Source organism: Trichodesmium erythraeum IMS101 (assembly GCF_000014265.1).
GTDB lineage: Bacteria > Cyanobacteriota > Cyanobacteriia > Cyanobacteriales > Microcoleaceae > Trichodesmium > Trichodesmium erythraeum.
In genome coordinates, this window is sequence record NC_008312.1 from 2,645,190 (window position 1) to 2,659,451 (window position 14,262).

11 protein-coding genes and 1 pseudogene are annotated in these 14,262 nt (G+C 32.4%); 7 read left to right on the forward strand and 5 right to left on the reverse strand.

From position 1 onward, the window contains the following. Positions 1-640: 640 nt before the first annotated feature. From TERY_RS08115 to TERY_RS08125, 3 genes are all read right to left on the reverse strand, one after another. The gene (locus TERY_RS08115) at positions 641-832 is read right to left on the reverse strand and encodes a hypothetical protein (protein ID WP_044136585.1); all 192 of its coding nucleotides are present in this window, start codon (positions 830-832) and stop codon (positions 641-643) included. Positions 833-1,170: 338 nt separating this feature from the next. Next, positions 1,171-1,407, reverse strand: a complete 237-nt coding sequence (locus TERY_RS08120) for a hypothetical protein (protein WP_044136586.1) — start codon at positions 1,405-1,407, stop codon at positions 1,171-1,173. A gap of 354 nt (positions 1,408-1,761) precedes the next feature. After that, positions 1,762-2,028, reverse strand: a complete 267-nt coding sequence (locus tag TERY_RS08125) for a hypothetical protein (protein ID WP_011611374.1) — start codon at positions 2,026-2,028, stop codon at positions 1,762-1,764. Between the two features lie 126 nt (positions 2,029-2,154). On the opposite strand from TERY_RS08125, the pseudogene TERY_RS30320 reads away from it, so the two are divergent. From TERY_RS30320 to TERY_RS08155, 7 genes and pseudogenes are all read left to right on the forward strand, one after another. Further along, positions 2,155-2,548, forward strand: a pseudogene (locus tag TERY_RS30320) (SPFH domain-containing protein); the annotation flags it as partial. Between the two features lie 559 nt (positions 2,549-3,107). Continuing rightward, on the forward strand, positions 3,108-3,302 hold the full coding sequence (locus TERY_RS34835; RefSeq protein WP_196797249.1) for a hypothetical protein: 195 nt from the start codon (positions 3,108-3,110) through the stop codon (positions 3,300-3,302). Positions 3,303-3,724: 422 nt separating this feature from the next. Next, positions 3,725-4,120 carry a photosystem II protein Psb27 gene (gene psb27 / locus TERY_RS08140; protein ID WP_011611375.1) on the forward strand — a complete coding sequence of 132 codons (396 nt, stop codon included), beginning with the start codon at positions 3,725-3,727 and terminating at the stop codon, positions 4,118-4,120. 1,376 nt (positions 4,121-5,496) lie between these two features. Next, on the forward strand, positions 5,497-7,002 hold the full coding sequence (locus TERY_RS08145) for a hypothetical protein (RefSeq protein WP_044137281.1): 1,506 nt from the start codon (positions 5,497-5,499) through the stop codon (positions 7,000-7,002). A 1,549-nt stretch (positions 7,003-8,551) separates the two neighbouring features. Further along, entirely contained in the window at positions 8,552-9,466 is a 915-nt protein-coding gene (locus tag TERY_RS08150; protein WP_011611377.1) for a 2-keto-4-pentenoate hydratase, read from the forward strand. 72 nt (positions 9,467-9,538) lie between these two features. Continuing rightward, complete coding sequence (locus tag TERY_RS36555; protein ID WP_370496848.1) at positions 9,539-9,670, forward strand: hypothetical protein; 132 nt, start codon at positions 9,539-9,541, stop codon at positions 9,668-9,670. Positions 9,671-10,647: 977 nt separating this feature from the next. Next, on the forward strand, positions 10,648-11,877 hold the full coding sequence (locus tag TERY_RS08155) for a bifunctional sterol desaturase/short chain dehydrogenase (protein WP_011611378.1): 1,230 nt from the start codon (positions 10,648-10,650) through the stop codon (positions 11,875-11,877). Between the two features lie 337 nt (positions 11,878-12,214). On the opposite strand, the gene TERY_RS08160 is transcribed toward TERY_RS08155, so the two are convergent. Further along, positions 12,215-12,805 (reverse strand): hypothetical protein, encoded by a 591-nt coding sequence (locus tag TERY_RS08160; RefSeq protein WP_011611379.1) that lies wholly within the window; start codon positions 12,803-12,805, stop codon positions 12,215-12,217. Positions 12,806-12,991: 186 nt separating this feature from the next. Next, entirely contained in the window at positions 12,992-14,125 is a 1,134-nt protein-coding gene (locus TERY_RS08165; RefSeq protein WP_011611380.1) for a type II secretion system F family protein, read from the reverse strand. Positions 14,126-14,262 lie beyond the last annotated feature (137 nt).

The following is a 14,262-nucleotide window of genomic DNA, read 5'->3' on the forward strand; positions in this document are numbered from 1 at the left end:
CCCTGAATACTTATACTTTGGAGGATGTTTCCAGAGGACAGAAGGAAATTCTGCTAAAGGGTTTCTGCCAACTGTCACTTAATTTCATACACAAACGATGCTACCGGACATAATATTAATCACTATTAAGTAGGAGGCAAGAACAACAAGATCAGATCTTGCTGAATAAACTACATAATTATTTAGGATTTAAGTTGCGCGTCTAATGATAATTCAATAAGGATAACTCAAGGCCTACATAGGTTAAATCTAAGCCACCTCAAACTACCAAGTTTTCCCGTAGCAGAAACAAGTGCCGCAGTAATATCACAACCTTCATGGAAAAAAACTAGAGAAATAACATATTCAAGAAAAAAAAGCAAAAACTCACCCCAAGAAGGGCGAGGCTTTAAACCAAATTTTTTGGTAATACTTTATATCGGAATTGGTACTTTCTTAAATTCTTAGTGTTACAGTGGTAAAGAAATAGAATACTTAAGCATTTTCAAAAAAACGTTTTTCTTTGATCATCTCTTCAACGGGAGAATAGTCTTCTCAATTTATACGACAAATACGACAAAGAAGAATACCAAACCTTCACCATGATAGCAAGGCTTGATATTCTCTCATTTTCTTAGTTACTTAGTCTAACAATGTTTACCTACTTACTCTTTTTTCTAACAACTACAATTACAGGTTGTGCATCTTCTGGTGTCTGACCTTCTTCCTTTAGTCCTTTCAGCACTTGATTTACACGCCTCATTATCTTACCATTGCCATCATACAAATCACGAATATCTTCCCTCTTTGTCCCTTCCATTTCCAGAATAATGGTGTTGGCCTTTTGCTTCATTTGATTTCTCCTTAATTTTTACTATTTGTATTGCCTTGCAACATTCAAACTACTCAAAACTAACACCCAAATTATCTACCTTAAATCTGTATGACATCAACAGTTAAAGTAATAGCTATTGTAGGTGATCTCTTGCTAAGAGCAACAAGAACCATAGACATAGTTCAAGTTTTCAAGATCGTATCTTAATTCTAATCGTTCTACTAAACTTACCAAAACTTACTCATACATGGTTATAGGAGTGTAGTAAAGAAATAGAATACTTAAGCATTTTCAAAGACACGTTTTCCTTTTATGATTTCTTCAATGAAGGAAGACTTGATGGAATTATCGTGTACTTAATCAAAAAGACCCCTTTTCTTCTTTTTCTTCTTGGTGACTACTATTATAGGTTGTATATTCTCGCCTACGTCACCTTGTTCTTGCAGTTGTGCTATTATCTGTTCTATCCTTTTAAATAACTTGCCCTCGCCTCTTCTCAAATCACTGATATCATCACTGTCAGCCCCCCCGAACTCAAGCACAACGGGGTTTCTATATTGCTTTCTTTCGGAACTATCACTAGTCATCACCATTTTTTTCGTTCTCCTTAATTTTTACTATTTGTATTGCTTTGCAACATTTAGCCTACTCAAAACCAACACCCAAATTATTTACCTTAAATCTGTATGACATTAACAGTTAAAGTGATAGCTATTGTAGGCGCTATCTTGCTAAGAGCAACAAGAACTATAGACATAGTTCAAATTTTCAAGATCATGTTTTAATTATAGCCGTTTTACTAAACTTGCCAAAACCCTATAATATATGGTTATGCAAGTTTTGAAATTAGCTTACTGTTTCAGCGAAGATCACCCAAGTATTCGTACAACAAAGCCCATCAACAGTTAAAGTCATAGCTATGTTAGTCGCTCTCCTTGAAGGAGCAACTAAAGTGGCTCTATAAGAACAGCCCTCAAACTCTTTCCTTGTTTTTTCTTTTTCTTTTTCGGCTTGCGAGTAGAATTTACACCATTCCGGTCTTTAGGAGAATATCCATAGATAGTTTTTGGTGTACCACCAAAACCCCCTTCACTCTCCAAGATAGTAATAGATTTTGTTTTTTCTTTTTTGGATATTTTTTCTATCTTTTCAGGAGGCTCTCCATCAAGATGAAAAGTTTTTGGTTTACCACCAAAATCATCTTCACTGTCCAAGACAGTGACAATAATAGATTTTATTTTTTTCTTCTTTTGTTTTTTGTTTTAACTCCAATTCTATAATCTCATAAAAGCAGATAATTTTTCCATTTTTCTTAGTAAATTTAATTTTTTATATAGAATTCATTTAGTGTAGATGCTGTACTTTATTAGCCAATTATGGATATGAGGAAAGCTTTTGACAAAGTAGAAAATCTCCAATAGTTAATCTAGTTTTAACCCAAATTCGGGCAGAAATGGGTAAACGAGAATTAGATAAAACTTTTACAGCTCGTCAAAAAATTAATGAGGCATTACTAAGAGAATGAGATATTGCTACTCATCCTTGGGAAGTGAAAGTCACGAGGGTAGAGTTAGGAGATATTACCCCATCAAAAGTAGTACAAGATTCTATGGAATTATAGATGACTGCACGAAAAAACAGGGAGCAATTTTAACTTCAGCAGGGGAAAGAGATTCTGCAAATAACTCTGCTAGGGGTAAGGCAGAATCACCAATTATTTACGCCCAAGCTCATTAAAAAGCAACGGTTTTAGAAGCAGCAGCACAACAAAAGGTAAATGACTAAGCAAGTCAAAGTTTTAGCCTTGAAAAATCTTAGTGCATGACTGTTGACTTCCTCCTTTGGGGAATGCTGATTTTTAAATTTCGTGAAAAAATATTAGACCTCTGGTAAAAATCTCTAATAAAATCAATTCTTATCCACACACAAATTATTAATTAATTCTCCCTATTACCTATTTTCTCTTTTGGGGGAAATATCAATTTTATTAACTATTATCTAGACTCTATTTTAGCAAATATTCTAGTCAATTATTTAGCATTCATGATGCATCACGCCCCATCTAAAAATTAGTTCCCTAAAATTACCCCCCGTGCCTAACAGCCAAGGAAAATATCAATTAATATTATATATTATATCCACTCTAAGAATTACATTTTGGGGAAAAAAGATAGAACATAGAATGCAGGATAGTTTCTTCCAGTTGTGACTTGATTTTTAACACAAACGATGATAAAAACATCACATCTCCATCCTCAAAAGTCCCGTAAATAGGAATCAGCATTGGTAGGTATTGCACAATCAAGTTATGCAACCATTATTTGGCCAAACCTCAAGTGCTTTTCAATTAATAGTTAGACATTTCCCTAGGGATGATCAGCATTATCCCCAACATTTGAAAAATCATAGCCACCCATCACAAACCCCGAAAAATCTGATATTGAAAATTAGAATAGAAGAAGCGGCTAACTTTGAAGATTATAAATAGAATAAGCTACAGAGAAATCTAAGCATTAAACATAATTGGAAAAGCTTAGTCCAACCTATTAGTGTAGTGTTTATGCTTTGCCACTTATTTCAGGACTTAAAACAAAATTGTATAGAATTAACTAAAATTGCTAAAATTGGTGAAAATTTTCTAGAACATTGACTTAATCAAAGAATAAGGATTTAATTGAAGGAAAGGGGTCAGCTTGGCCATAGATAACTGTGGATGAGTAACCGCCGATAACTTCAGTAAAAGCAAAGGACCTTGTATAAAGGTATCCGTATACGTTATACTGAAGTACTTATTTGAGGCTTTGTACCAGTTTTTCAGTTTTTAAGAGTAGAGTAAAATTCCAACTTAAGCTAAACTTTAAATTATCAAAGAATCAAGAACAAATCAGATTGCATATTAATAAAAGTTCCATGAAAAGTTTTATTTCTCGTCTATTAGCCTTAGTTTTAGTTTGCGCCATAGGTTTGATGGGTTGTTCTAATCCCTCAACTTTAAGTGGAAATTATTCAGAAGATACATTAAGCTTAATTAACAGCTTAAAAACAGCTATTGAGTTACCAGAAAATACAGAAGCTAAGAGTGAAGCTCAAGCAATAGCACGTCAAGCAATTAATGACTATGCTTCCCGTTATCGTCGTGATAATTCTGTGTCCAGTCTACCATCATTTACCACAATGCGAACTGCTCTTGATTCTCTAGCAGGACATTATAGTTCTTATCCAAATCGTCCTGTGCCTGATAAATTAAAGAAACGTTTAGCACAAGAATTTAAACAAGTAGAACTTGCTTTAAAGCGCGGAGTATAATTGTTAGTTAGAAGTCAGAAAAAATTAACAATATTTATTCTCTATCTAGCTATTAGTTATTAGTTATTTTTAGATTTATTCAAAAATCAAGAAAATTAGTGTTGCTGATTAGGTGGGTATGATTTTATTAAAGAGCAATTTTGTTCCTATTGAATAACAAACACTTGAAATTATTCAGTTTTTATTGTCATAACCTTTTCAGCAATGCTAAGAAAAGATATTAGCATTTTTTTTGTGTCATACATAGTAGACGGAGATAAGCAAAGCAAAAGTAAAGCTACTCACATACACCGTGACCAATTAGTTATAAATATTTAGTTGGCTATCTTAATAGTTGAAGGTGAAAAAACTCAGCCTCAATTAAGCAAAACAGATTTGGCACAAAAGTCTCAAATTATATTTGTATTACTCCTATCTAGTTGAGCTAACCTTATGTAAGTACTCAGGGATTTAATGTTTACATAATAGTTATTTTAATTATGGGTATTCAACTAGATTTTATTTATCTTCTCTAAAGTCGGGTTTGCTCAATTTATCTCAAAGTTAAGTTTTTACAAATAGTCGAAAAAAGTACCAGCTTTAATGTTCAAAAACCTCACCTATTTTAGGATTTTGAGTATAAAATCTGAAAGAAAAATTTAGGGGTAATTATTCCTTTTATTTTCTCTGTAATTACTGCTGCCCTCACACCTCCACCCCTAAGCAACCTCACTTATCAGATTTCTTCAGCTAACCTAAGTCAGTAAGGCTTTGTTGGGTTGTGCTATGGCTTTTCATGTTACATAACAAGACCTAATCTACACTATTGAACTGACTCCTGGAAACATTTGATAAAAAAAAAGAGAATTAGTAGAGACTTCTTTATACAACCTCCCTACAAGAGAAAAAAATGATGATTTATGGGAAATAATTGATTCTATTTTTGATTATTAGGAATATCTATTTGTAGTAAACATTTATCAAATTCTTATGATACCAATTTCTATACATTAATACTATACTTAGGTAACGCTTCAATAATTTTAGTGATTAAGATACTCTTGTAATAACTTCTTTAAATACTTTGATTCTTGTTAATATTAATTTTATACCTGCTGTACGGATACCTTTATGCAATGTCTTTAATTACTACTGTCTCCTGAGAGTAAAAGGGATTCTCTAGTATTAAGAAATGTAGAAAAGTTTTTGATAAATGATACTATATCTTTTTATAGAAGTTAAAAGTCATCCATTCAAAAGTCATGTCTTAAAAATTTTAAGACCAAAAAACTTTCAGGAGCTCAGTAATTTTAGGCAATTATTTGACATCTGAGGTTTAAGACTATTTGTAAAATTATTTTTTCACCCTTAGTATTATGCAAACAAAGTTTACCTCTTTGAAAAAAATTAAATCTAGAAAATATTTTCATATAAATAGTTTGGGAGCTATTTTATTTAGTCTGGCAGTAAATTTATCCCCGTGGTTTTCAGCAAAAGTACAAGCACAAACAGACATTTATTGTAAGTTACCGCCAGAAGCGATCGCCTCTAAAGAAAATCTTCGCCAAGCAGTTTTAGAAGGAAATAAAAATGCAGAAAAACAATATCAAGATATCCTAATTAAGCATAATAGAGAAGTTGGCAATTGTCGCATGAGAAATTGGCCGAGAACTCAAGGTATTTGGTTGCGACTATATCCTTGTGATGCTAGACCAGGAGAAATTGACAGGATACTAGATAAAATTGTTAATCAAGGTTATAACCAAGTATATATAGAAGCTTTCTATGACGGGCAAGTGCTTCTACCCGCAGCAAATAACCCTACAGTTTGGCCTTCTATACTCCGTGTACCTGGTTATGAAAATGTCGATCTATTAGCTGATAGTCTGAAAAAAGCAAAGGAAAGAGGTTTGCGTGCTTATGCTTGGGTATTTACCATGAATTTTGGGTACACTTATTCTCAACTGCCTAACCGTCAACAAGCTTTAGCGCGTAATGGTAGAGGTCAAACAACCCTGGATGTGATTCCAGATAATGTTAGTTTACAGAACCAGTTAGGTGCGAGTCATGCTTTCCATACTTTTATAGATCCTTACAGTCCCCAAGCACGGCAAGATTATAATGTTATGGTGAATGAGGTTTTAAAACGACAACCTCAAGGAGTTTTATTCGACTATATTCGTTATTTGCGGGGAATGGGGAGTGACTCTGTAGCCGACCAGGTAAAAGATTTATGGATATATAGTGAGGCTTCTCAGAATGTGTTATTGCAACGGGCTAAAAATGAAGCGGGAAAGGAATTAATTAGAAAATTTGTAGACAAGGGGTATGTTACTTCTCAAGAAATTAATGGGAGAACTCCCAAATGGCAACGTTTCTTTTCACCCTCTATTAATAGCAGACTAACGGAGCGAGGTTTGGAAACACAAATTTGGGAATTGAGTGTTGCTCATGCTGCTCAAGGAATACTAGATTTTCTCCAGGTAGCTAGTCAACCAGTGCAAGAAAAAGGTCTGCCTGCTGGTGCTGTATTTTTCCCTGGTGGGAATAGAAGAATACAGAGTAATGGTTTTGACTCTCGCCTCCAACCTTGGGATCAATTTCCGACTTCGATGGAATGGCATCCAATGGCGTATGCAACTTGTGGCGATCTCGATCCCAGTTGTATTGTTTCTAAAGTGGAGAGAGTTATGAGTATGACTCCTAAGGGGGTGAAAGTTATTCCGGCGATCGCTGGGGCTTGGGGAGAACCTTTGAAAAATCGTCCTTCTTTGGAAATACAAATGCAAGCTATTAAAGTCGCAACTCCTCAGATTAATTCTATTAGTCATTTTTCTTATGGTTGGCAAAATATTGAAGAAACCAGGGAACGTAAACATTGTCGGTTGTCAACTGGGAATTAAATAAATATCTGGGGATTAAATAAATATCTGGAGATTAAATAAATATCTGGAGATTAAATAAATATCTGGAGATTAAATAAATATCTGGAGATTAAATAAATATCTGGAGATTAAATAAATATCTGGGGATTAAATAAATATCTGGAGATTAAATAAATATCTGGAGATTAAATAAATATCTGGGGATTAAATAAATATCTGGAGATTAAATAAATATCTGGGGATTAAATAAATATCTGGAGATTAAATAAATATCTGGAGATTAAATAAATATCTGGGGATTAAATAAATATCTGGAGATTAAATAAATATCTGGGGATTAAATAAATATCTGGAGATTAAATAAATATCTGGAGATTAAATAAATATCTGGAGATTAAATAAATATCTGGAGATTAAATAAATATCTGGAGATTAAATAAATATCTGGAGATTAAATAAATATCTGGATAAAAGATTCTCAAACTTTTACCCTGCAATTCTCAAATAGGCATTTTTGGAGAGGTCTAATACTTAAAAACTTTCTCCATTTTTACTAAATTCAGCTATCTAAAAATAAAATCATATCATGAAGCTTGTAGTAGGGCTTTAGCTTTCAAATCAAATCTCATTAATTAGTGATATGAGTCAACTACTTTTAGCTATCTTTAGATAACTTATGCTGTGAGCAAATAAATAATTTTCTTAGCAGATGAAAACAAGTTACAAAAAATAGCCAAAATTTAAAAGCCTACAGATTTAAAATTAAGCTCTCTCTAAAAAATTACTCAATTATAGACTCGATATTTTTATATTGTAATTAATCAATGCAACCTGATAGCAATCTCAAATAAGTTGTAATAATTAAAAAAATAACAATCAACTCCGAAATTATTGACCATTGACAATTTACCCAAGTATATCCCTAAAAATTAATAATGCTTTAGACACAAATCAAATAGGATTGCTATAGATATTGTATCGGCTAAGTCTCTACTCTAAAACAGATACTTTTTGAGCACTTATTATCCGGAAATTATATTACTTATTCTAGAGAGATACTATGGAAATATAAGAATAAAAATAATGATCAGTAAGGAACAACAAACCCTGGAAAAACAAACTCGTAAAGTACGAACTCCATTAATTAGAAGTTTTACGAATTGCTCAGAAACAACTCCTATTGAAATTTTTTGATCATATCTAGAATATCTGTTAAAAAATTCTGCCATTCTAAGTGTATAAGTTTGCTTGCTAATTTTACTTTTATTTTTGGTGTAATAGACTGGTTTAGAAAGGCGTAAATACGAAAAAAAAATAAATTTTTTGCTGTTTGGACTAATTGTTAATGATACTAAAGGCGATAGAAGTGAGGTAGCAAAAATGTCTGTAGAACTATTATTTAAAGGTGAATTTGAGCTAAAGGATCTAGAGCTTAGTAACACTAACCTCCCTGAGATTAACTTCAGTGACTGAAAACCTTTTAAATTATGAGTCCTATAAATTGCAAATCAGACGACTCTCCTACTTAACTGCCACCAAAATATTACAACTTAAATAGAATTGCTATATGTCTAAATATCTGGTTTTACTCTTAGTATCATTACTTTCAGCTTGTAGTTTTGAAACATCAAAAATACAAGCTGAAGCAGAAACTTCAGAAAAAAATTCTAAACCTACAGTTACTTTAGATAATAATTCCCAGTTCGTAGAAAATCTAGTAGAAAATTACTTCCAAAAAACTCCAGTCCAAACAAAAGTAGATCTAACTTTATCCCAAGCACAGAAAGTGCAAGATTTGTTTGTAGCAGAAATTAGTCAAGTTCTCGGTCAAGTAGTTGGTTATAAAGCAGCATTAACTAATAAAAAAGCTCAAGAACGTTTTAATGTCTCTCAACCTTTACGAGGTATTTTTCTCGAAAAAATGTTGTGGGAAAATGGTAGTGTTATTTCTGCAAAATTTGGTAGTCGCCCTATTGCAGAAGGGGACTTAATTATGAGGGTAGGAAGTGCAGAAATTAACAATGCTAAAACTCCTAGAGAAACTTTAAAATATTTAGATGCTGTGCTCCCATTTATTGAGTTGGGAGATTTAGTTTATAGTCAAGATGTTAAATTAGATGCACCTGCTCTTTTAGCAATTAATGTTGGGGCAAGATCCGGAATTTTAGGTAAACCTATTCCTGTCTCTGATACTGATGAATGGGAAAATCGTTTGAAAAGTTTACGGATAGAAATATTAGACCAAAATGACAAGGTATTAGCATCAGGAAATGGTAGTAGTTTATTAGGTAATCCTTTGAATGTTGTTTTGTGGATTAAAGATTCTTTACAAGCACAAGGAAAAGAATTAAAAAAAGGAGATTTACTTTCTTTAGGGAGCATAACTAGCTTTATTCCAGTTAAATCAAATTCTACTATTCGTGCCCAATATATAGATTTAGAGCCAAATAAAACTATAGAAATATTTGTCAAATTTGAATAAAATTAGGTTGAGCCTCATAATAAAATCTAACCTATTTTATACTTGATTAATAAAAAATTATCTAAATATAATATGATTTATATAATAATTTTAGAGAAATTAAAATCTAAAAATTATAATTTGGCGATCGCTCAGTATTTTGAGTTTGATAACTTATTAAATTTTTCCATAATTTTAACTTTTTGGTTAGTATTTATGGCTTGATAAATACTTAAATAATTTGCTCTATTTTGTCTTTTTATACAAAATTATTAATGGTAATTAATTCAATTAAGTATAGTAATTTTTTTTTAAATTATATATAATTTAGTTGGGAATGATTGAAAATTAAAGTAAATAATTCTGACGAAAATATCAGATTAAAATCATTTATAAGCATCTTTATAAAGATGTACAAATTTTTACTTAATAGATTCATGAAAAATTATATTTGAAAGTAAATAATTCTGACGAAAATATCAGATTAAAATCATTTATAAGCATCTTTATAAAGATGTACAAATTTTTACTTAATAGATTTATGAAAAATTATATTTGAAGGTAACTAAGCTCCAAGATTGTCATCATTCAATTTTGCACTAATAAATTTAATGTTCCATAATATTTTCAAAAGAAAATTTGATTAAATTCTCCTTTTATCTCCCGATTATTTGTTACATTATTTTTTGATATTTGGTACCAATTTTATAGATGTTTGCTGCAAATAACTAGGGAAATTTTGAGAAACTATAAGTTATGATTCAGAACTCATAATGAATATATTCAATACTATTTCTAATTCGTAAATCATCTTTTTTGCTCAATTATAAATCTCCTGTAAAATATTTTTCCCTCCCTTACTCTTCAAACGCATTCTTATTTCAATATGGTATGAGAGCGCTTTTCATGATTAGTAGACAACAATGTAGAGTCCAGGCATACAATCTCTCTACGTTTTTATCTCATATTATAAAATTTATCGAAAGTAATGCTATTTTTATAAACTGATACAAATAACTGAATAAATTACATATATTTTTTTGAAAAAAAGTTCTGTAAATAAATAGTATTTAGAAATAAAAAAATCGAATTATAGCAAAGTTTTTGAAATCTGATAGAAGTTAATAACTAATAACTGATAATAGTGCTACCCTAAAATATGTTTATCTTAATCTTATTAATCTTATTTTTTAGTAAACTCTATGGAATTTTACCCACTTAACCCTTGGATAATTAACATTTTTCTAGTTCTAGGTTCTATATTTTTTGCTGAACTGGTACGAGACCTCTATCATGTAGTTTCCCATATTTGGTCGCCCCTATATAAATGGCATGGTTGGCATCATCGCGTTTTTCGCCCTGACTTAACTACTGTCAGTACAGAAATTTATCAAAAAGCTACTTGGTATCATGATGTACCTGAATCTGTCGTCATGTTAACCTTTAGTATACTATTGTGGGTTTTATCTTTTGTCTGGATGCCTTCCTATCAATGGGCAACTCTAGCAGGCCTTCTTTATACCCTAACTTTCTTCTTTCCAGCGATCGCCCGCGCCACAGGTATTCCTAATGCTGACAAACTTACGGATATTAATCATCTTCCTGGTGCATTTTTAACTCCTCCAACAAATTGGTTAGTGAACCGCCCTTACCATTGGCGACACCACTTTGACAATCAAAATGCCTATTTTTGTGGAACTCTCACCTTGGTAGATAAACTTATGGGTACAGCTCTTTCCCTCAAAGGAAAAAAAATAGCTGTTACAGGTGCTTCTGGGAGTTTAGGCCAAAGTCTCTTGCAACACCTTCATCAAGCAGGAGCAAAAGTGATCGCTCTGACATCCAAAGATAGGACTATTACCTTAGATATTAACGGTCAGAACCTAGAAGTTAATACCATAAATTGGCAAATAGGTCAAGAAGAAAAATTAGCAGAATTATTAGAAAAAGTAGATATTTTAGTCTTAAACCACGGCATTAATGTACATGGAGAAAAGACAGCAGAAGCGATCGCTAAATCCTACGAAATCAACACATTTTCTAGCTGGCGAATGTTAGAAATATTCCTCAAAACAGTCAAAACAAATTCCGACATTGCCTGTAAAGAAGTCTGGGTAAATACCTCTGAAGCAGAAGTTAATCCAGCTTTTAGCCCTCTTTATGAACTAACAAAAAGAACTCTCGGAGATTTAGTTACATTACGCAGATTAGATGCTCCTTGTGTAATTAGAAAATTAATATTAGGTCCGTTTAAAAGTAATTTAAATCCTGTAGGAATTATGTCTGCTGATTGGGTAGCCAAACAAATAGTTAAATTAGCAAAAGCAGATGTTAGAACAATTATTGTGACAATTAATCCTTTAACCTTTGTGGCAATTCCTATCAAAGAATTTTTAGTTTTTATGTACTTTAAATTATTTACCTCTAAATAAATTTAGAGCTGCTACAAAATAGAGAAAGTAGGAGGTTTAGGAGTCAATACTCAGGAATCAGAAATTAGGAATTAGGAATAATTTTTAGGTGGAATTTTACAGGAATACTCCTTTGTGAAAACCTTGTAATTGGATTTTATATGACACCACTTTACACGACTAAAGATGAACTATCCGTTGCCCTAGAACATCCAGTTTTAGATCTAGTCAACAATGAAGAATAACGACTATTATTTAGATTAATAACAAGCTTATATGCTGCTTTAGTTATTCCTGTCCCTCTAGTTCGTGATATCCAAGACTTGAAAATATCTCCTAATCATACATTATCTGTTTCTTAACTATCATCAACTCCATCATCTATCTGAGATAAAATTGTCTTTATCTCAATATTTGATTGCTCAACCTCTACTTCTAGAGAATCATAAGTTGACTGAATTACAAAAGGCAAATTTGCTCCCATTAATCCTCTTTTAACTCTTTCTGGAGTTTCGGAAAATAAAACAAATAAAGGATAAATTTCCTCTGCCTCTTGAGAATAAATATGTTTATGAACTTGAGGCATTACCCACTCATATTCCCTATCTAATAAAACCTGAGTTTCTCGCCAACGAGTAAGTATATCAGAAAAATCTTCCTGAGGTCGATAAATAAAAATGAAAATTTCTACCCCAGTCTTAACCTTCCATTCCGGGTCACACATAAAAATCCCTAAATCACAGGGTAAAGGAACAGTTTTCCCAGATTCATAACCTTCTTCCCGTAACCGAATAATTGGTAAAGGAATAGTAACTAAACTATCTTCTGGCCGACGAAAACTAGGCACCATTTCCAAATACAATCTATATTGTTTAAGTAGTGCAATTAAAGCTTTCGAATTACTATACTCAGCCAGCAATGCTTCATAATCTGACTTTTTTACAACCATTATAAATAATCATATTGAACTTAAAATCAAGGAAAAAGAATATGTTAAAATATTAATTTCCCAAGAGCAAAATGTTGCTACTGCAGTTTCCATTAACCAAAACCATTACAATTCACCACCATCAGATACTTAAAATAGAGCAAAATCTTTTTATATTCTGAGTTCTGAGTTCCTACTCCCTATTCCCTAGAGACTTTCAAACACCGCAAACATAGGTAAATACATAGATAGCAAAATTGAACCTACCATTCCACCAATACCCACGATCATTATTGGTTCTAACATACTTGAAAGAGACTTAACAGCCTCTTCCACCTCAATTTCATAAAAAGCTCCCACCTTCATCAGCATCTGATCCAATTCACCAGTTTCCTCACCAATAGCCATCATTTGAATTGCCAAAGAAGGGAACACTTGTTTCTCCTGCAAAGCCAAACTAATCATACCCCCACCTTGAATTTCCTGCCTTGCATACTCAATAGACTGAGCGATCGCCTCATTTCCTGCCACATTTCGGACAATTTCCAGAGACTTTAACATCGGCACTCCAGAACGAGTCAAAGTACCAAAAATCATACAAAAACGAGCTACTGCCGACTTTTCCAGAATGTCTCCAAAAATAGGAAGCTTGAGAAAAACCTTGTCAAAAAACAGTCTACCTTGGTCTGTTTTATAAATTATCGAATAGATAATATAAATAGCAATAATTACACTTATAGTAGTGACTTGGGGAATTGGAGGCCAAGTCCTACAAAACTCACTTATACTTAACATAAACTTAGTAAAAGCTGGCAACTCTGTACCAATTTGTTCAAAAATACCAGCAAAAGTTGGTAACAGAAAAGTTGTCATACCAAAAAACACTGCCAAAGCAATAAACATAACAGTTTTAGGATAAGACATCGCTGAATTAATTTCACTTATTGTCTTCGCATTTTTCTCCAACATAACTGCCAAACGATCTAGAACTTCATCAAGCACACCACCTACCTCTCCAGCAGCTACCATACTTATAAATAATTCGTCAAAACAGGCAGGATGTTCTTTCATTGCTTCTGACAATTCATTACCCTTTTCTACTTCTCCACTTATTTGCTTAAGAGCATACTTAATCTTAGCATTAGAAGTTTGGTCTTTTAAAACTCTTAAACACCGAATCATCGGTACTCCAGCATTAAACATTGCAGCAAACTGACGGGCAAAAATAGATAAATCTTTGACCGTCACCGATGCTATAGCAATATTTATTTTTTCTTCTATTATCTCTAACTGTTTTTCTAACTTACTTTGAGGTTTTTTCTTTTTTATATTAACAGCCATTTTATTCCTTCTTTGTGTTATTTATTTAACTTCAAACAGATGAGGTAGAGAGTAGGGAAGATAGGTGGAAGGATAAAAAAACAAGCAACAATTACCCTGTCAGTTGTGCCACACTAATCACTGAATTTGCTATAATT